The 16,826-nt window shown below is 66.6% G+C and carries 19 protein-coding genes; 13 read left to right on the top strand and 6 right to left on the bottom strand.

Going from position 1 to position 16,826, the window contains the following annotated elements:
- Positions 1–62 precede the first annotated feature (62 nt).
- Genes RBB42_RS07040 through RBB42_RS07025 form a run of 4 tightly spaced genes read left to right on the top strand, consistent with a single transcriptional unit; the run spans position 63 to position 2,797 of the window.
- Positions 63–527, top strand: a complete 465-nt coding sequence (locus RBB42_RS07040; RefSeq protein ID WP_043142615.1) for a RidA family protein — start codon at positions 63–65, stop codon at positions 525–527.
- The gene (locus RBB42_RS07035) at positions 527–1,276 is read left to right on the top strand and encodes a glycerophosphodiester phosphodiesterase family protein (RefSeq protein WP_305969212.1); all 750 of its coding nucleotides are present in this window, start codon (positions 527–529) and stop codon (positions 1,274–1,276) included. Before RBB42_RS07040 ends, RBB42_RS07035 begins: the two co-directional genes overlap by 1 nt.
- Positions 1,277–1,310: 34 nt before the next feature.
- Positions 1,311–2,510 (top strand): GNAT family N-acetyltransferase, encoded by a 1,200-nt coding sequence (locus tag RBB42_RS07030; protein ID WP_305969213.1) that lies wholly within the window; start codon positions 1,311–1,313, stop codon positions 2,508–2,510.
- The gene (locus tag RBB42_RS07025; RefSeq protein ID WP_305969214.1) at positions 2,507–2,797 is read left to right on the top strand and encodes a 4a-hydroxytetrahydrobiopterin dehydratase; all 291 of its coding nucleotides are present in this window, start codon (positions 2,507–2,509) and stop codon (positions 2,795–2,797) included. Before RBB42_RS07030 ends, RBB42_RS07025 begins: the two co-directional genes overlap by 4 nt.
- Before the next feature lie 48 nt (positions 2,798–2,845).
- Here the strand turns inward: RBB42_RS07025 and RBB42_RS07020 are convergent, their stop codons facing one another.
- Complete coding sequence (locus RBB42_RS07020; protein ID WP_305969215.1) at positions 2,846–3,334, bottom strand: peroxiredoxin; 489 nt, start codon at positions 3,332–3,334, stop codon at positions 2,846–2,848.
- Positions 3,335–3,417: 83 nt separating this feature from the next.
- On the opposite strand from RBB42_RS07020, the gene RBB42_RS07015 reads away from it, so the two are divergent.
- The 3 genes from RBB42_RS07015 to RBB42_RS07005 all read left to right on the top strand — a co-directional run bounded on the left by RBB42_RS07015 (position 3,418) and on the right by RBB42_RS07005 (position 6,294).
- Entirely contained in the window at positions 3,418–4,623 is a 1,206-nt protein-coding gene (locus tag RBB42_RS07015) for an NAD(P)/FAD-dependent oxidoreductase (protein WP_305969216.1), read from the top strand.
- Positions 4,620–5,186: a 16S rRNA (guanine(966)-N(2))-methyltransferase RsmD gene (rsmD, locus tag RBB42_RS07010; RefSeq protein WP_305969217.1), complete on the top strand. Its 567-nt coding sequence runs from the start codon at positions 4,620–4,622 to the stop codon at positions 5,184–5,186. Before RBB42_RS07015 ends, rsmD begins: the two co-directional genes overlap by 4 nt.
- 127 nt (positions 5,187–5,313) lie before the next feature.
- Entirely contained in the window at positions 5,314–6,294 is a 981-nt protein-coding gene (locus RBB42_RS07005; protein ID WP_306043623.1) for an MBL fold metallo-hydrolase, read from the top strand.
- A 51-nt stretch (positions 6,295–6,345) separates the two neighbouring features.
- On the opposite strand, the gene RBB42_RS07000 is transcribed toward RBB42_RS07005, so the two are convergent.
- Complete coding sequence (locus RBB42_RS07000; RefSeq protein ID WP_305969219.1) at positions 6,346–7,551, bottom strand: MFS transporter; 1,206 nt, start codon at positions 7,549–7,551, stop codon at positions 6,346–6,348.
- A 7-nt stretch (positions 7,552–7,558) separates the two neighbouring features.
- Positions 7,559–8,368 carry a type I methionyl aminopeptidase gene (gene map, locus RBB42_RS06995; protein WP_305969220.1) on the bottom strand — a complete coding sequence of 270 codons (810 nt, stop codon included), beginning with the start codon at positions 8,366–8,368 and terminating at the stop codon, positions 7,559–7,561.
- 221 nt (positions 8,369–8,589) lie between these two features.
- On the opposite strand from map, the gene RBB42_RS06990 reads away from it, so the two are divergent.
- The 4 genes from RBB42_RS06990 to RBB42_RS06975 all read left to right on the top strand — a co-directional run bounded on the left by RBB42_RS06990 (position 8,590) and on the right by RBB42_RS06975 (position 11,953).
- Complete coding sequence (locus tag RBB42_RS06990; protein ID WP_305969221.1) at positions 8,590–9,249, top strand: histidine phosphatase family protein; 660 nt, start codon at positions 8,590–8,592, stop codon at positions 9,247–9,249.
- 75 nt (positions 9,250–9,324) lie between these two features.
- Positions 9,325–10,380 (top strand): saccharopine dehydrogenase, encoded by a 1,056-nt coding sequence (locus RBB42_RS06985; protein WP_305969222.1) that lies wholly within the window; start codon positions 9,325–9,327, stop codon positions 10,378–10,380.
- On the top strand, positions 10,377–11,507 hold the full coding sequence (locus RBB42_RS06980) for a saccharopine dehydrogenase C-terminal domain-containing protein (RefSeq protein ID WP_306043622.1): 1,131 nt from the start codon (positions 10,377–10,379) through the stop codon (positions 11,505–11,507). The genes RBB42_RS06985 and RBB42_RS06980 overlap by 4 nt, the downstream gene beginning before the upstream one ends.
- Positions 11,504–11,953 carry a hypothetical protein gene (locus RBB42_RS06975; RefSeq protein ID WP_305969224.1) on the top strand — a complete coding sequence of 150 codons (450 nt, stop codon included), beginning with the start codon at positions 11,504–11,506 and terminating at the stop codon, positions 11,951–11,953. The genes RBB42_RS06980 and RBB42_RS06975 overlap by 4 nt, the downstream gene beginning before the upstream one ends.
- A 143-nt stretch (positions 11,954–12,096) precedes the next feature.
- Here the strand turns inward: RBB42_RS06975 and RBB42_RS06970 are convergent, their stop codons facing one another.
- From RBB42_RS06970 to RBB42_RS06960, 3 genes are read right to left on the bottom strand one after another with little or no spacing between them, the layout of a single operon-like run.
- Entirely contained in the window at positions 12,097–13,224 is a 1,128-nt protein-coding gene (locus tag RBB42_RS06970) for a CaiB/BaiF CoA transferase family protein (RefSeq protein ID WP_305969225.1), read from the bottom strand.
- Positions 13,221–13,895, bottom strand: a complete 675-nt coding sequence (locus tag RBB42_RS06965) for a DsbA family protein (RefSeq protein ID WP_305969226.1) — start codon at positions 13,893–13,895, stop codon at positions 13,221–13,223. The genes RBB42_RS06970 and RBB42_RS06965 overlap by 4 nt, the downstream gene beginning before the upstream one ends.
- 36 nt (positions 13,896–13,931) lie before the next feature.
- Positions 13,932–14,444, bottom strand: a complete 513-nt coding sequence (locus RBB42_RS06960) for a DUF721 domain-containing protein (protein ID WP_305969227.1) — start codon at positions 14,442–14,444, stop codon at positions 13,932–13,934.
- A gap of 94 nt (positions 14,445–14,538) precedes the next feature.
- On the opposite strand from RBB42_RS06960, the gene mutY reads away from it, so the two are divergent.
- On the top strand, positions 14,539–15,585 hold the full coding sequence (gene mutY, locus RBB42_RS06955; RefSeq protein WP_305969228.1) for an A/G-specific adenine glycosylase: 1,047 nt from the start codon (positions 14,539–14,541) through the stop codon (positions 15,583–15,585).
- A gap of 67 nt (positions 15,586–15,652) precedes the next feature.
- Positions 15,653–16,786 (top strand): alkane 1-monooxygenase, encoded by a 1,134-nt coding sequence (locus tag RBB42_RS06950; RefSeq protein WP_305969229.1) that lies wholly within the window; start codon positions 15,653–15,655, stop codon positions 16,784–16,786.
- Positions 16,787–16,826 lie beyond the last annotated feature (40 nt).

Below are 16,826 nucleotides of genomic sequence, written 5' to 3'. Positions count from 1 at the left end.
GGTGCTTGCGCCCGGTTTGCGGCGCCGTTAGCGTGGCCGCGAAATCCGACAAGGAACGCATCATGACCAATGCCATCGACGCCCGCCTGGCCGAACTGGGCCTGACCCTGCCCGACGCGCCGGCCCCCGCCGCCAACTATGTGCCCTACGTCCTGTCGGGCAACCTGGTCTTTGTCTCGGGACAGATCAGCATGAACGCGGACGGGCTGATCACCGGCAAACTGGGCGCCGGACTGAGCGTCGAGGAAGGCGCCGCGGCGGCCCGCGCCTGCGCCCTGAGCCTGCTGGCACAGGTCAAGGCGGCCTGCGGTGGTGACCTGAGCCGCCTCAAGCGGGTGGTCAAGCTGACCGGCTTCGTCAATTCGACCGACGATTTCACCGACCAGCCCAAGGTCATCAACGGCGCCAGCGATACGCTGGTCGAGATCCTGGGAGATGCCGGTCGGCACTCGCGCTCTGCCGTCTCCGCCGCCGCGCTGCCGCTGGGCGTCGCCGTCGAGATCGAAGGCATCTTCGAGATCGCGTGATGGTGCCCCTGCCCGCGGCCTTTCTGGACCGCCCGATTGCCCACCGGGCCCTGCACGGGTCCGGGCGGCCCGAAAACTCGCGCGCGGCGATCCGCGCGGCGATGGAGGCGGGCTATGGTATCGAGATCGACCTGCAAATGTCGAAAGACGGGCAGGCGATGGTCTTTCACGACTACGCGCTGACCCGGCTGACCGGGGCCAGCGGGCCGATCCAGCAACGCAGCGCCGCCGAGCTTGGGGGCCTGACCCTGCTGGGCGGGGATGAGGGCGTGCCGCTGTTCGCCGAGGTGCTGGAGATCGTCGGCGGTGCCGTGCCGCTGCTGGTGGAACTCAAGGATCAGGACGGGCGGATGGGGCCCGACGTGGGGCGGCTGGAACGCGCCGCGGCCGAGGCCGCGCAGGGCTATCAGGGCCCGCTGGCCTTCATGTCCTTCAACCCGCATTCGGCGGCCGAGATGGCGCGCCTGTGTCCCGATGTCCCACGCGGGCTGACCACCTGCGCCTGCACGCCCGAGGATCACCCGACCCTGGGCGCCGAGGCCCGCGCCGAGCTGCGCGCGATGCCGGGGATCGCGGAGATGGGGGCCGCGTTCATCAGCCACGACCATCACGATCTGGCCAATCCGCAGGTTGCCCGGCAAAAGGCGCGCGGGCTGAACGTGCTCTGCTGGACGATCCGATCGCCCGAAGAGGAGGCGCAGGCGCGGCAGGTCGCCGAGAATGTGACCTTCGAGGGGTACATGGCTTGATCGGCGCGCGCGGGATGCCAGATTGAGCCATGTCATGACGGATCAAAGCCAGACCCCCACCCTGACCGTCGAAGTGCTGTCTTCGCTGGACCAGATCGCCGCCGCGACCTGGGATGCCTGCGCCTGCCCCGAGGCCGCGGACGGCGGGCGCCCCAACGATCCCTTCACCACCCATCGCTTTCTCAAGGCGCTGGAGGACAGCGGATCGGTCGGGACGGGCACCGGCTGGGACCCGCGCTACCTGGTGGTCCGCGACAGGGAAGAGACGATCGCCGTGGCGCCGATGTACGGCAAGAGCCACAGCCAGGGCGAATACATCTTCGATTTCAACTGGGCCCATGCCTACGAAGGCGCAGGCGGGCGCTATTACCCGAAACTGCAGATCGCCGTGCCCTTTACCCCTGCCACCGGGCGGCGGTTCCTGACCAAACCCGGACACGAGGTTGCGGGCATGTCGGCGCTGGTTCAGGGGGCGGTGCAACTGGGCGCGGAAAATCGTCTTTCCTCGATGCACGTCACCTTCTGCACCGAGGCAGAGGCCATCGCGGGCGAGGAAATGGGCCTGTTGCGCCGCACCACGCAGCAATTCCACTGGCAGAACCACGACTACGCGGATTTCGACGCTTTCCTGGCCTCGCTGAGTTCGCGCAAACGCAAGAACATCCGCAAGGAACGCGCCCGTGCGCAGGCGTTCGGCGGCGAGATCGAGATGCTGACCGGCGACCAGATCCGCCCCGAGCACTGGGACGCCTTCTGGGTCTTTTACCAGGATACTGGCAGCCGCAAATGGGGCACGCCCTACCTGACGCGGGCCTTTTTCGAGGCGGCGCATGAGACCCTGCGCGACGACATCGCGCTGGTCATGTGCACGCGGGATGGACGGCCCGTGGCCGGAGCGCTGAACTTTATCGGGCGCGACGCACTGTATGGCCGCTACTGGGGCTGTATCGAGGACCACCCCTGCCTGCACTTCGAGGCGTGTTACTATCAGGCCATCGACCTGGCCATCGCGCTGGGGTTGGCCACGGTCGAGGCCGGGGCGCAGGGCGAACACAAGCTGGCGCGCGGATACCTGCCGCGCCAGTGCCATTCACTGCACTGGATCGCCGACCAGGGCTTTGCCGATGCGGTGGGGCGCTACCTGGATGCGGAGCGGCGTGCGGTGGACGAGGACATCGAGGTGCTGACCGCTTTCGGCCCCTTCCGCAAGGACAGACAGGAGGACCACGAATGACCGAGAAACTGTCGGATACCGCCCGCAAGACCGTGCTGGAACCGCTGCTGGAGGCGGGCTGGGAGATGGTCGAGGGACGCGACGCGATCACCAAGACCTACCAGTTCAAGGACTTCACCGAGGCCTTTGCCTGGATGACCCGCGCGGCGCTCTGGGCGGAAAAATGGAACCATCACCCGGAATGGTTCAACGTCTACAAGACCGTGCAGGTGACGCTGTCGACGCATGACGTCGACGGGCTCTCCGCGCTGGATGCCAAGCTGGCGCGCAAGCTGGACAGCCTGTGACATAGGTTTCGGGAGGCCCGGGCCAGTGCCGGGCCTCCCGTGTCGCGATCAGATCGCGGACAGCAGCGCCTCGCCGCCCGAGGTCTCGCAGACACCGGGGTTTTCCTCGAGGTGCAGGACAGAAACCTTGCCGTCCTCGACCAGCATCGCGTAGCGCTTGGACCGTTCATAAAGACCCGCGGGCGGGGCGGTAAAATTCATCCCGATGGCGGTGGTGAATTCGGACGCGGGATCGCCCAGCATCCCGATGCCCACGCCTTCGGCGCCGGTGTCCTTGCCCCAGGCGCCCATGACGAAAGGATCGTTGACCGAAAGGCAATAGATCGCGTCCACGCCCTTTTTCGCGAATCCTTCGGCGGTGCGCATGAAGCTGGGCACATGGGCGGTGCTGCATGTCCCGGTAAAGGCCCCCGGAAGCCCGAAGATCACGACCTTGCGGCCCTTGGTCAGCTCGCTCAGCTTGACCTGTTCAGGGCCCTCGTCGCCCATACGGGACAGAGTTGCCTCTGGGAGGCTGTCACCTACGGAAATTGCCATTGTCCTGTCGCTCCTGCGAATTGCGTTTCTCCGAATCACGACTATAGGGTGTCCCGGGCAAAGGAAAACCGGAGGGCGGAGATATGAGCGATGTCGTGGTGATCGGTGCAGGACAGGCAGCGGCCTCTCTGGTGGCACGACTGCGGTCCAAAGGGCACGAGGGCAAGATCACCCTGATCGGCGAAGAGCCGGTGCCGCCCTACCAGCGCCCGCCGCTGTCCAAGGATTACCTGCTGGGCAAGATGGAGTTGGAACGGCTGTTCCTGCGGCCCGAGGCGTTCTACGCCGAAAACGGCATCGATCTGCGCACCTCTGACACCGCGGTCTCCATCGACCGGGCCGACAAGACCGTGATCGCCGGCGGAGAGGCGATTTCCTACGACCATTGCGTCTTGTGCACCGGATCGGTCCCGCGCCGCCTGCCCGGCGCCATCGGTGGCGAACTGGAGGGCGTGCACGTGGTGCGCACGCTGCGCGACGTGGACAAGATGGCCCCCGACTGCACCGAGGACAAACGCGTGCTGGTTGTCGGTGGCGGCTATATCGGGCTGGAGGCCGCGGCGGTCTGCACCAAGCTGGGGCTGAAGGTGACGCTGGTCGAGGCCGCCGACCGCATCCTGCAACGGGTCGCGGCACCCGAGACCTCGGCCTGGTTCCGGGCGTTGCACACGGCACGCGGCGTGGACCTGCGCGAGGGCGTGGGCCTGAAGCGGCTGATCGGCGAAACCCGCGTCACTGGCGCGGAACTGGCCGACGACACCGTTCTGGACGTGGATTTCGTGATCGTCGGTGTCGGCATCACCCCCACCACCACCCTCGCCGAGGCCTGCGGGCTGGAGATCGACAACGGCATCGCCGTCAACGCGCAGGGCCAGACCAGCGATCCGGCGATCTGGGCGGCGGGCGACTGCGCCTCCTTCCCGCAGCACGGCCAGCGGATGCGGCTGGAATCGGTGGGCAATGCCATCGACATGGGCGAACTGGTGGCCGACAACATCATGGGTGCCGGGCGCGACTACATCGCCAAGCCCTGGTTCTGGTCGGATCAGTACGACGTCAAGCTGCAGATCGCCGGGCTGAACGCGGGCTATGACCGGATCGTGGTGCGCGAGGACGGCGAGGCCCGGTCGCATTGGTACTATGCCGGCGACACCCTGTTGGCGGTCGACGCGATGAACGACAGCCGGTCCTACATGGTGGGCAAACGCCTGATCGAGGCGGGCAAGAGCCCCGACCCGGCGGCAGTCGCGGATCCGGAAACGAACCTCAAGGCACTGCTCAAGGCGTGAGGATCGTCGCGGGAGACTGGCGCGGGCGACGGCTGGCAGCCCTGGGCAAGGGGGATGCGGGCGCGCATCTGCGCCCCACCACCGACCGCGTGCGCGAGGCGCTGTTCAACATGCTGGGCGGCGGCCGTTTCGGAGATCCCTTTGACGGGACGCGGGTGCTGGATCTCTTTGCGGGGACCGGCGCGCTGGGGCTAGAGGCGCTGTCGCGCGGGGCGGAAAGCGCGGTATTCGTCGATGACGGGCGCGTGGCGGGCAAGCTGATCCGCGAGAACATCCGGTCGCTGGGCTGCGGGGATCGCGCCCGGCTGATCGCGCATACTGCCAGCCGCCTGCCCCCGGCCGAAATCCCCTGCGAGTTGATCTTCCTCGACCCGCCGTACGGCAAGGCGCTGGGGGAAAAGGCGCTGGCCTCCGCAAGGGCACAGTGCTGGGTCGCGCCGGGCGCGCTGGTGGTCTGGGAAGAAAAGACGGCGCAGGTGGCGCCCGAGGGCTTCGACCTGCTGGACACGCGGCGCTATGGCGACACGCATGTGACGCTGCTGCGGGCGACGACGCAAGAGTGAGACGAGACCCCGGCCTGTAGGCCGGGATTGGGTCAGCGGACAGGACAGGATCCGCCCCTGCCAAGCGGCTGGAAGTTTCGCGTTCAGATGGTATCTTCCAATTCAAATGAATGAATGGGAGGTATCCATGTCGATCTTTCGCCCTTCGCGCCGTGACCTGCTGAACATCGCGGCCCTGTCGCCGGCGCTGGCCCTGCCCGCACTGGCGGCCTCGCCCGCCCATGCGCAGACACTGGGCGCCCCCGCCGGGGCCAACCCCGCGCATTTCCGGTTCCAGCTGGGTGAGGCGGTGCTGACCGTCGTTTCGGACGGGCACCTGGAAATTCCCGCCAACGGGCTGGGCGTGAACGCCGATCCCGAAGAGGTAAAGGCTTTCCTCGAAAGCTATTTCCTCTCGACCGAGACGAATTATTCGCACACCAACCACCTGGTGATCGAGCTGGGCGAGGCCAAGGTGCTGGTCGATGTCGGATCCGGCAACCGGTTCCTGCCGACCGCGGGCAAGCTGATGGAGAACCTCGACAGCGCAGGGATCGACGCCAGCGGGATCACCCATGTGGTCATCACCCACGCCCACCCCGATCACGTCTGGGGCATCCGCGACGATTTCGACGAGGCGATCCTGCCGGACGCCCAGTTCTTTATCGGTGAGACCGAGCGCGACTACTGGTTGCAGGACGGGCTGGTCAACAACGTGCCCACCGAGATGCAACAATTCGTTGTCGGCGCGGTGAACTCGCTGAACGTGGAGGGCGCGGACTGGACCGTGGTCGACGACGAGGCAGAGATCGCGCCGGGCATCCGGGTCATCGACACGCCCGGCCACACCATCGGGCACATGTCGGTCGTGGTCGAATCCGGCGGCAAGCAGCTGATTGCCCTGGGTGACAGCATGAACCACGCCTGGATGAGCACCGTGCGCCCCGAGTGGGTCAGCAACTTCGACATGGACGGCGAACAGACCATGGCCACCCGCAAGCGCCTGCTGGACATGGCGGCGACGGACCGGATGGCGGTTCTGGGTTATCACTTCCCCTTCCCCGGCGTGGGGCACATCGCCGCCGAGGGGGACGCCTATCGCTTTGTTCCCGCGCTGTGGCAGTGGTGAGCGAGTAGGAAATCTGGCGCCTCCGGCCAAGGGGGCGCCTATCCGAAACGGTCAGCGCGCCTCTGCCCGGCGGCGGGCGGCGCGCTCTGATCCGATCAGCACGCCCAGCGCCAACAGGGCCACCGCACCCGCCGCCGGCCCCAGTGCCATGAGGCCCGCACTCTCGACCACCAGCCCGCCCAGCCCCGATCCCACGGCGATGCCGATGTAGATCGAGGCCGCGTGCAACGACATCAGCACCGGGGCGAGTTGTGGCGCCAGCGACACCAGCCGCAACTGTTGCGACGGCGAGAACAGCCAGCCCACCAGCGACCAGAAAAAGATGAAGCCGAGCAGAACCGCGCCCGGCAACGGCAAAAGGGCAAAGAGCGGCAGGCAGAGCACCTCCAGCCCGCAGATCAGGGCAAGACTGCGTGCAGGGCCAAGCCGGTCGGCCATGCGGCCGCCGACCATGTTGCCCAGCGGCGCCCCGATGCCGAAGACCAGCAGCGCCAGGCTGATCCCGTCGCGGCCATAGCCCATCGTGCCGGACAGAAGCGGCGGCAGATAGGTGTAGACCATGTAGATCGACCCCAGGAAGATCACGGTGAACCCGACCGTCATCAGTGCCACCGGGTCGCGCAGCACACCGCCGAGATCGCGCAGCGAGACCGGCGAAAAGCGCAGGCCCGCGGGCACCCGCGTCCAGACCAGCCAGAGACAGGGCAGTGCCATCGCCGCGACCAGCCCGAAGACGCTGCGCCAGCCGAAGGTATAGGCCAGCCAACTGCCCACCGGCACGCCCGCAACCTGCGCCAGCGTGATGCCGAGAAAGACCGAGGAGAGCGCCCGCCCGCGCCGCTCTGGCGGGGCCAGCGCCGCCGCGATGGCCAGCGCCACCGGAGAAACCATGCCCGCGCCTGCCGCCGCCACCAACCGCGCCGGGTAAAGCAGCGCCATGCCGGGCGCCAACGCCGCGAGCGCCGTTGCCGTGGCGAAGATGGCCAGCCCGGCGCTCAACACGCGGCGCCGTCCCACATGGCCGGTCAGCGCCACCAGAACCGGCGAGCACATGGCGTAGGCCACGGAATAGACGGTCAGCAACGAGGCGACGGAGGTCACGGGCGCGTCCAGCGCCTCGGCCATGGGTTCAAGCATCCCGATCAACGAAAAGGCGCCCATGCCGATCACGAAATTGCACAGTGACAGGATCGCGTAGATCCCGCGTGGATCGGCCTGCCCGTCTGTTCTTTGCGGCCCGGCCTGCGTCGCGCTCATCGCAGGGTCAGTAGGTCGGGTGGAACAGCCCTGCGGGCGAGAGGGTAAAGATCTCGACCCCGTCTGCGGTCACGCCCACCGAATGTTCGAACTGGGCCGAGAGCGACTTGTCCCGGGTGACGGCGGTCCATTCGTCGGCCAGCACCTTGGTTTCGGGGCGTCCGAGGTTCACCATCGGCTCGATGGTGAAGAACATGCCCTCTTCCAGAACCGGCCCGGTTCCGGGGCGGCCATAGTGCAGCACGTTGGGCGGCGCGTGGAACACCTGCCCCAGGCCGTGACCGCAGAAATCGCGCACGACGGACATGCGGTTGGTCTCGACAAAGGTCTGGATGGCATGGCCGATGTCGCCGAAGGTGTTGCCCGGCTTGACCGCCTCGATCCCCGTCAACAGAGAGTCATGCGTGACCTGGATCAGGCGCTCTGCCTTTCGGCTGAGCTTGCCCGCGACATACATCCGGCTGGTGTCGCCGTACCAGCCGTCGACGACCACGGTGACGTCGATGTTCAGGATGTCGCCATCCTTCAGCTTCTTGTCGCCGGGGATGCCGTGGCAGACGACATGGTTGACGCTGATGCAGGTCGCGTGCTGGTAGCCCTTGTAGCCGATGGTCGCCGAGGTCGCGCCCTCTTCGGTCACGCGACGTTCGATGTAGGCGTCGATGGCACCGGTGGTCTGGCCCGGTTCGACCAGTTCCGCCACCTCGTCCAGCAGTTGCGCGGCCAGCCGCCCAGCCACGCGCATTCCTTCGAAATCCGCCTGGGTATGGATGCGGATGCCGTCGCGGGTCAGTCGATGTCCAGCCTTGTCTTTCACGTCGCGTCCTCTGCTTTTGCCCCTTATCTAACCGCCGGGAACCGGATTTGCCAGTGGGACCGCCGTGGATGAGGCCCCGAAGGGCCGCCAAAGTCGCATTTGACGGCGTCCCGACCGGGGGCCACCGCCCTGCCCCGACGATTTCCCCGCCCGGGTCCGGGTAGGCCTTTCGCTTGGCGCCGCCGCGGCGTATCAGCCGGGCAAAAGAGCGGAGTTCCTCCATGTCCTTCATCACCCTGGTCCGCCACGGGCAGGCCAATTCCAGCGCCCGGGACGAAGGCAGCTATGACCGGCTGAGCGATCTGGGCTGGCAGCAGGCCCGCTGGCTGGGCGGCTATTTCGAACAGACGGGCGAGAAATTCGCCCGCGTCTACTCTGGCACGCTTCGCCGCCATGTCGAAACGGTCGAGGGGATCTCTCCGGCCAGCATGGCGGACCCTGTGCAGGACGCGCGGCTGAACGAACTGGCCTATTTCGACATGGCGCAGCTGATGGAGGCGCAGCACGGCATCGCCATCCCCGGCGACCGCGAGGAATTCATCCTGCACCTGCCGCAACTGCTGACGCTCTGGCGCGACGGCGCCCTGCAGGACGCCCCGGAAACCTGGCAATCCTTCGAGACCCGCGTGACCGAAGCCCTGACCGAGATCGCGGGCGGCGAGGGCCGCGCATTGGTGGTGACCTCGGGCGGGCTGATCGGCATGGCGATGCGGGTCATCATGCAACTGGAGCTGAAGGCGATGGCGCATCTCTGCCTGGCCATCGAAAACAGCTCTCTGCACCGTATCCAGCCGCTGGCGACCGGTCTGGCCATGACCCAGTTCAACGCCCTGCCACATCTCGACAGTCCCGAACGACAGCACGCCCGTAGCCACCTGTAGGCTGCGGTCGGAGGAAAAAACCTTGCACCCCGGCCCGCGCGCAGGTTCTCTGCCCGGCAAACACCAGGAACGCACATGACACATCTGTGGATCCGGGCGGAAAGCCGCCCCAACGAGGAACGCACCGGCATCACCCCTGCGGGCGTCACCGCTCTGCGCGACAAGGGGTTCCGCGTCACCATCGAGGACAGCCCGACCCGCATCCTGCCGATCGACGATTTCGTCTCGGCCGGGGCCACGATCGTCGCCGAGGGCAGCTGGCCCGAGGCCCCGCGCGACGCGATCATCTTTGGCCTCAAGGAACTGCCCGAGGCGGACACCCCGCTGGTGCATCGTCACATCATGTTCGGCCATGCCTACAAGGGGCAATCCGCCGGCGCACGATTGCTGAAACGCTTTGCCGCCGGGGGCGGCGCGCTCTACGACCTGGAATACTTGGTGGACCAAAACGGTCGCCGTGTCGCGGCCTTCGGCTATTGGGCGGGCTACGCCGGGGCGGCAGTATCCCTCCTCGCATGGGCGGCGCAGGCGGACGGCAAGACCTGCCCCCCGGTCCAGACCTGGCACGACGCGAACATGCTGCAGGACGACCTGCGCGCGGCACTCGACATCGCGCCGTGCCGGTCGGCCATCGTGATCGGCGCCCTGGGCCGCGTCGGCAGCGGCGCCCGCGATCTCTGCGCGCAGATGGACGTGCCCGTCACCTGTTGGGACATGGCCGAAACAGCCCATGGCGGCCCGTTTCCGGAAATCCTGGACCACGGGGTCTTTCTGAACTGCATCCTGGCGACCGAAGGCGTACCGGTCTTTGTCCCCCCCGCAGCCGTCGACAGCCCCCGCGCCCTGCGCGTGATCGGCGATATCGCCTGCGATCCGGACAGCCCGTTCAACCCGATCCCGATCTACGACGCGGCGACAAGCTGGACCGCGCCGGTGAACCGCGTCTGCGAAGCACCGCCGCTGGATGTCATGGCGATCGACAACCTGCCCTCGCTGCTGCCGCGCGAATCCTCGCTGGATTTCGCCGAACAGCTGCTGCCCCACCTGCTGGCGCTGGATTCCATCGAGACCGGCGTCTGGGGCCGCGCGCACGAGACCTACCTGAAACACAAACCGGAGGAACGCACATGACCATCCATTGGTGCGGCACCGGCCTGTCGGCCGTGCCCGGCCTGCGCCGCCTGATCGAAAACGGCCACCCCGTGACAGTCTGGAACCGGACAGAGGCCAAGGCCCGCGAGGCGGTCGGCGACCTGACCGACGACATCCGCGCCTTCGACATCGATGCCCTGGGCGCGGTGCTGGAAAAGGGCGATGTGATCGTCTCGATGTTGCCCGGCGACTGGCATGTGCCGCTTGCGGAACTCGCTCTGGAGAAGGGCGCCGATTTCGTCTCTTCCAGCTATATCGCGCCCGAAATGCGCGCCCTGGACGCCAAGGCCAAAGCCGCGGATGCACGTCTGGTGAACGAGGTCGGTCTCGACCCGGGCATCGACCACCTGATGGCGCATTGGCTGATGGCGGACTACCGCGCCTCGGATGCCTTCGATCCGGACAACGCGCTGTCCTTCACCTCCTACTGTGGCGGCGTACCGAAGATCCCCAACGCCTTCCGCTACAAGTTCAGCTGGGCGCCGGTCGGTGTTCTTAAGGCGCTGCGCTCTCCCTCGCGGTCGATCCGGCAGTTTTCCGAACTGAACGTGAACCGCCCCTGGGATGCGCTGTCGCGCTATGACGCGCCCCTGCCCACACCCGAAAGCTTCGAGGTCTACCCGAACCGCGACAGCCTGCCCTTCATGGCGGAATACGGGTTTGAGGAGGGCTGGAAGGTCAAGGATTTCGTGCGCGGCACCCTGCGCCTGAACGGCTGGGCAGAGGCTTGGGCGGACATCTTTGCCGAGGCCGGCACCGCCACGGATGCCCGCCTGCAGGAAATCGCCGACAAGCTGCTGGAAGAAAACGCCTACGACGAGGGTGAGCCCGACCGCGTGGTGCTCTGCGTCGCGCTGGAGGCGCAGAAGGACGGCATGTCGGTCTATCACAAGACCTATGTCATGGATGCCTGGGGCGACGAGCGCAGCTCTGCCATGGCGCGCCTGGTCTCTGTCCCGGTGTCCCTCGCGGTGGAATCGGTGCTGAACCGCGAGGTGCCGGCCGGTGTCAGCGCGGCGCCCTCGGACCCGAAACTGGTCGAGCGCTACATGGCTTCGGTCCAGACGCTGGCGCAGCACCTGGCCGTTGTGGATCACCTCGAATGAAACCTCTCGCCCTGATCGCCGCCCTGCTTGCGGGCCCGGCCTGGGCAGGGGATGTCTGTCACGACATCGACGCCACGCAAGGCTGGCAGGATGCCGAATTTCCGGCGGGCCTCGTTCAGGACGTGCGGTCCACCGGCTTCTGGTCGGTGGCCCCGGGTCTGACCCCGGCGGGCACGTCGGGGCACGGTGGGCTGGACGCCAAGGCACTGGCCGCGCGCGCCGAGGCGCGCCCCCTGGTCAGCGCGCTGCACGGCGCGCTGCTGGTCCGTTTCGAAGTGGCCGGCACCCGGCAGGAAATGGACTGGGCGCGCTTTCACGGCGCGATCCGACAGGTCGGGTCCTTCAACATGAATGTCGACAGCATCGCCTTTCGCATCAACGAGGGCGACGCGGCCCTTGCGGACAACGATGGCGCGCTGACCGTCTGTTTCCGCTACAGCGACTGAGCTCCGCCACCCCGGGGGGCGTCGTCCCCCGCGCGCCCTGCGCCCTGCTTCTTTGGGCCAAAAATACCTCTGGGGGTAAATGCGCGGCACGCGCAGAGGGGGCAAAGCCCCCTCCCCGCTCTCAACACAGGCGACAGGGCACGTCAGCTGCCGGCGTCCCCCAGCTTTGGCGCCGGATGGTCCAGCACCAGGTCCGCGTCCGAGAACCGGAAGGGTGCACGCACGCCCGGCACGCCTTCGGGCGCGATCTGCAATCCGCGCGCCACGACCTGCGGATCGGCAAAGACCTCTGCCATGTCGTTGATCGGCCCGGCGGGCACGCCCTGTGCCTCGCAGGCGGCCAACAGGTCGTCCCGCGTGCGCTGGCGCGTGGCCGTCATCAGCCGCGCGATCATCGCCTCGCGGTTGGCCACCCGATCGGCGTTCGAGGCGTATTCCGGCGCCTCGGCCATCTCGTCCAGCCCCAGAAGGCGGCAAAGCCGCTGGTACTGTGCGTCATTGCCGGTGGCGATGATGATATGGCCGTCCGAACAATCGAAGACTTGGTAGGGGGTCAGGTTGGGGTGGTAATTGCCCGTGCGTCCGGGCGGCGTGCCGGTGCTGAGATAGTTCAGCGCCTGGTTCGCCATGGCCGAGACCGCACAATCCAGCAGCGCCATGTCGACGTGTTGGCCCTTGCCAGTCCGCTCGCGCTGGTGCAGCGCGGCGAGGATCCCCGAAACGGAATAGAGGCCGGTAAACAGGTCGGTGATCGCCACACCCGCGCGCTGTGGCTGGCCGTCCGGATCGCCGGTGATCGACATGAAGCCGGACATGCCCTGGATGATGTAGTCATAGCCCGCGCGATGTGCGTAAGGCCCGTCCTGCCCGAACCCGGTGATCGAGCAGTAGATCAGGCGCGGGTTGACCTCTGCGAGAGAGGCATAATCCATGCCGTATTTCGCCAGTCCGCCGACCTTGAAATTCTCGATCAGGATGTCGGCCCCGGCCACCAGGTCGCGCATCCGGGCCTGGCCCGCGGGGCTGGTCAGGTCGACCACCTCGGAGCGTTTGCCGCGATTGCAGGAATGGAAGTAGGCCGCCGAGGTGTCGCCGTCCCGCTCGATGAACGGCGGTCCCCAGTTGCGCGTGTCGTCGCCCTGGGGCGCCTCGATCTTGATGACCTCGGCGCCAAGATCGGCAAGCGTCTGACCGGCCCAGGGGCCGGCCAGAATGCGTGCCAGTTCGATGACCCTTACGCCTTCGAGAGGGCCGCGTGGTGCCGATGTCATTCGCCCAGCTTGTCGTCCAGGATCTCTGCGAACTCGTCGTAGCTCATGTTCGTGTACTTCTTGCCGTCGATCACGAAGCTGGGGGTCGAGTTGATGCCATGTTCCGAGGCGTTCTTCTGGTACCAGGCCACGAGCGTCGAGATCTGGTCGGTATCGTTCAGGCAAGCCTCGATCTGGTCGCCTTCCATGCCGGCCAGGCGCCCGATCTTGCGCAGTTCGTCGACCACCGCGGCCTCGGAGCCCTTGCGCGCCCAGTCCTGCTGCCCCTTGTAGATCAGGTCGGTGATGCCAAAGAACTTTTCTTCGCCGCCGCAGCGGGCAATCAGCGAGGCCCAGACACCGACCTTGTCGAAGTAGACCTCGCGGTAGACGAATTTCACCTTGCCGGTGTCGATATAGTTCTCTTCCAGCTTGGGGATCAGGTTCGCATGGGCCGAGGCGCAATGCGGGCAGGTGTAAGAGGCGTATTCGATCACCTCGATCGGCGCATCCGCATCGCCCTTGACCATCTCGACCACGGTCGAGGTGTCCACCTCTGGCGATTGCGCCTGGGCCGCACCCGGCAAGCGCACGTCGGCGGCCCCGGTCTGCCCGCCCCCCTGGGTCAAGTACCACGCGCCACCGGCGACCAGTGCCAGCGCCACGGCGCCCGCGGGAAGAATGGATTTCATGTCGTAAGCCTCTTTCCTGTCGGTCCTGGGGCCAGGTCAGTCCCGGCCCGTCCTCGATATGACGTTTGCCGCCAGACGTTCAAGCGCCGCGCGCAGATCCGCGTCGCCCACATCCTCGGCCACGGCGCGGGCCCGGGCCTGAACCTCGGGCGCGGGCATGGCCCCCGCGCTGTCCTTCTTGCGGTACTGGAAATCGACCTGCCCTTCGGCAAAGCCGGTGGCCGCGGTCTGCGTCACACGCACCCGCGAAATGGCGTTGTAGCCATAGACCGCGTTGATCCGCGCGCGGATTTCCTCCTTGCGCATCTCGACCATCGGCGCCCGCGCGCCGGAGGTCAGCAGGGTCAGCGTGCCGCCGAAACCGCCCTTGGAGTAGCTCACCTCGACGGGGCGGGCGATTCCGGCCAGGTCAGCGCCGGCGATCTCCTCCCAGTGGGTCAGCACGCGTGTCTGGGCGAATCCCCGCCCCTCCGCCGCCTGGCGAATACGCCCCTGCAATAGCTTGGAGGCGCTTGAAAACCCGTAAGTGGTGGTCTTGCGTCCGGCCACGTTTGACTCCCTTTACCGCACGCTATTCTAGTGGCACGGCAGGGCGGCGCCAGCCCCCTTCCCACACGGAGTTTCACCCTTGCGTGATGAGCCCATGCCACGACCCGACCCGCAGGCGTTGCTTGACTGGTACGACCGCCACGCGCGCGCCCTGCCCTGGCGCGTCGGCCCTGCCGCGCGCCTGCGCGGAGAGCGTCCCGACCCCTACAGGGTCTGGCTGTCCGAGATCATGCTGCAGCAGACGACCGTGGCCGCCGTGCGCGATTATTTCCACGCCTTCACAACGCGATGGCCGACGGTGCAGGCCCTGGCGGCGGCCGAGGATGCCGATGTCATGGCCGCGTGGGCGGGCTTGGGCTATTATGCACGCGCCCGCAACCTGCTGAAATGCGCCCGGGTGGTGACCGACAGCCATGACGGCATCTTTCCCGATGATCACGCCACGCTGCTGACCCTGCCCGGGGTCGGCTCCTATACCGCCGCTGCCATCGCGGCGATTGCCTTTGACGACCCGCAGACCGTGGTGGACGGCAACGTGGAGCGGGTCATGGCACGGCTTTTCGACGAACACACGCCCCTGCCCGCCGCCAAGCCGATCCTGACCGATCACGCCGCCCGGCTGACGCCGCAAGAGCGCCCGGGATGTTATGCCCAAGGGGTCATGGACCTGGGCGCGACGATCTGCACGCCCAAACGCCCGGCCTGCGGGCTCTGCCCCTGGCGCAAGTCCTGCGTCGCCTGGGCGCAGGGCACCGCCGCCGAGTTGCCAAAAAAGGCGCCGAAGAAACGCAAACCCACCCGCCTGGGGATCGCCTACCTGGCGCGCCGGATCGACGGCGCCTGGCTGCTGGAACGGCGCCCGGACAAGGGATTGCTGGGCGGGATGCTGGGCTGGCCGGGATCTGACTGGGGCGAGGGCGCCCCGGAAGACAACCCGCCGATCCGTGCTGAATGGAAAACCGTAGCGGGCGAAGCACGCCACACCTTCACCCATTTTCACCTGCGCCTGACGGTGAAAACCGCGCTTGTGCCTATGGAACGGCAACCGGATCGCGGAGAATTCATCGAATTGCCCGATTTCAGCCCCGCCGATCTGCCTACGGTGATGCGCAAGGCCTTTGACCTTGCGCAAGGAACGTAACGGCGCGCTTGGGCCAAAGTGAGGGCGGTCATATGATCCCGACAACCGCCCCAGATCGGAGACGCCCATGTTGACCGCAACACAGGTTGCCAGACCCGCCGCCGCCCTGCCTTTTTACCTGTCCTACGGGTTGATTCCGCTGGTCTGGATCGCGGCGGTGCAAGGCGGGTTCTGGGTCTTTCTGCCCATTGTCGCCACCTGGTACCTGTTTTCCGCGCTTGATGCGGCGCTGGGGCTGAACACGGAAAACGCCGATCTGGACACGCCGGATGCCGCGCTCGGGCTTTACAAGCTGCTGACCGCGCTTTGGGTGCCGCTGCAATTCCTCAGCCTTTTTGGCCTGATCTGGTACGTCAGCGATGCCGCGCATCTGTCCGGGGTGGAGAAATTCGGCGTCTTCTTCGGTGTCGGCGTGATGACCGGTACCGTGGGCATCACCTACAGCCACGAGTTGATGCACCAGAAAAACCGGATGGAGCGGTTCCTTGGCGACCTGCTTCTGGCAATGGTGCTCTATTCGCATTTCCGCTCGGAACACCTGCTGGTGCATCACCGCTATGTCGGCACCCCGCGCGACCCGGTGACCGCGCGCTACAACGAAGGTTTCCACCGGTTCTATCCCCGCGTGTTGCGCGAAAGCCTTGTGTCCAGTTTCAAGGCGGAAAAAGCCATGCTGGCCCGCAAGCGCCTGCCTTGGACGGAGTTTTCCAACCCGTTCTGGCGCTATTGGACGCTGCAACTTGCCATGATCGCTCTGGCCTTGGGACTGGGCGGCGGGGCCGGGCTGGCGCTGTTCCTGGTGCAGGCGGGTGTGGCGATCTGGCAGTTGGAACTGGTGAACTACGTCGAACACTACGGGTTGACCCGCAAGCACCTTGGCGATGGCAAATACGAACATGTACTGCCGCGCCATTCGTGGAACGCGGCGCAAAAGGCATCCAACTGGTTGTTGATCAACCTGCAACGCCATTCCGACCACCACTACAAGCCTGACAGGCGCTTTCCCCTGTTGCAGAACCATTCCGAGACCGACGCGCCGCAGTTGCCTTATGGTTATCCTGTCATGACCATAGCGGCGATGATCCCGCCGCTCTGGCGTCGCGTGATGAACCCGCGGGTGCGGGCGTGGCGGCGCCAATATTACCCCGAGATCACCGACTGGTCTGCCTATAACAAGGCGTCGACGCCGCTGCCGCGCTGAGCCCGGCCCGGGCGCTGCCCCAAGGTCGCACCCCTCGTCA

Origin of the sequence: Mameliella sp. MMSF_3455, from assembly GCF_030733205.1 — a bacterium.
Taxonomy (GTDB): domain Bacteria; phylum Pseudomonadota; class Alphaproteobacteria; order Rhodobacterales; family Rhodobacteraceae; genus Antarctobacter.
Note: the sequence above shows the minus strand (reverse complement) of the source record. Positions and strands in the feature narration are given on the sequence as shown.

What these genes read in the sequence shown, in the direction of transcription:
- RBB42_RS06990 (WP_305969221.1), top strand. Translation starts at nt 8,590, where the DNA reads ATGTCCTTCATCACCCTGGTCCGCCACGGGCAGGCCAATTCCAGCGCC.
- RBB42_RS06970 (WP_305969225.1), bottom strand. Translation starts at nt 13,224, where the DNA reads ATGACATCGGCACCACGCGGCCCTCTCGAAGGCGTAAGGGTCATCGAA.
- mutY (WP_305969228.1), top strand. Translation starts at nt 14,539, where the DNA reads ATGCCACGACCCGACCCGCAGGCGTTGCTTGACTGGTACGACCGCCAC.
- RBB42_RS06950 (WP_305969229.1), top strand. Translation starts at nt 15,653, where the DNA reads ATGTTGACCGCAACACAGGTTGCCAGACCCGCCGCCGCCCTGCCTTTT.
- RBB42_RS07040 (WP_043142615.1), top strand. Translation starts at nt 63, where the DNA reads ATGACCAATGCCATCGACGCCCGCCTGGCCGAACTGGGCCTGACCCTG.
- RBB42_RS06965 (WP_305969226.1), bottom strand. Translation starts at nt 13,895, where the DNA reads ATGAAATCCATTCTTCCCGCGGGCGCCGTGGCGCTGGCACTGGTCGCC.
- RBB42_RS06980 (WP_306043622.1), top strand. Translation starts at nt 10,377, where the DNA reads ATGACCATCCATTGGTGCGGCACCGGCCTGTCGGCCGTGCCCGGCCTG.
- RBB42_RS07030 (WP_305969213.1), top strand. Translation starts at nt 1,311, where the DNA reads ATGACGGATCAAAGCCAGACCCCCACCCTGACCGTCGAAGTGCTGTCT.
- RBB42_RS07025 (WP_305969214.1), top strand. Translation starts at nt 2,507, where the DNA reads ATGACCGAGAAACTGTCGGATACCGCCCGCAAGACCGTGCTGGAACCG.
- RBB42_RS07000 (WP_305969219.1), bottom strand. Translation starts at nt 7,551, where the DNA reads ATGAGCGCGACGCAGGCCGGGCCGCAAAGAACAGACGGGCAGGCCGAT.
- RBB42_RS06985 (WP_305969222.1), top strand. Translation starts at nt 9,325, where the DNA reads ATGACACATCTGTGGATCCGGGCGGAAAGCCGCCCCAACGAGGAACGC.
- RBB42_RS07020 (WP_305969215.1), bottom strand. Translation starts at nt 3,334, where the DNA reads ATGGCAATTTCCGTAGGTGACAGCCTCCCAGAGGCAACTCTGTCCCGT.
- RBB42_RS06975 (WP_305969224.1), top strand. Translation starts at nt 11,504, where the DNA reads ATGAAACCTCTCGCCCTGATCGCCGCCCTGCTTGCGGGCCCGGCCTGG.
- RBB42_RS07005 (WP_306043623.1), top strand. Translation starts at nt 5,314, where the DNA reads ATGTCGATCTTTCGCCCTTCGCGCCGTGACCTGCTGAACATCGCGGCC.
- RBB42_RS07015 (WP_305969216.1), top strand. Translation starts at nt 3,418, where the DNA reads ATGAGCGATGTCGTGGTGATCGGTGCAGGACAGGCAGCGGCCTCTCTG.
- RBB42_RS07035 (WP_305969212.1), top strand. Translation starts at nt 527, where the DNA reads ATGGTGCCCCTGCCCGCGGCCTTTCTGGACCGCCCGATTGCCCACCGG.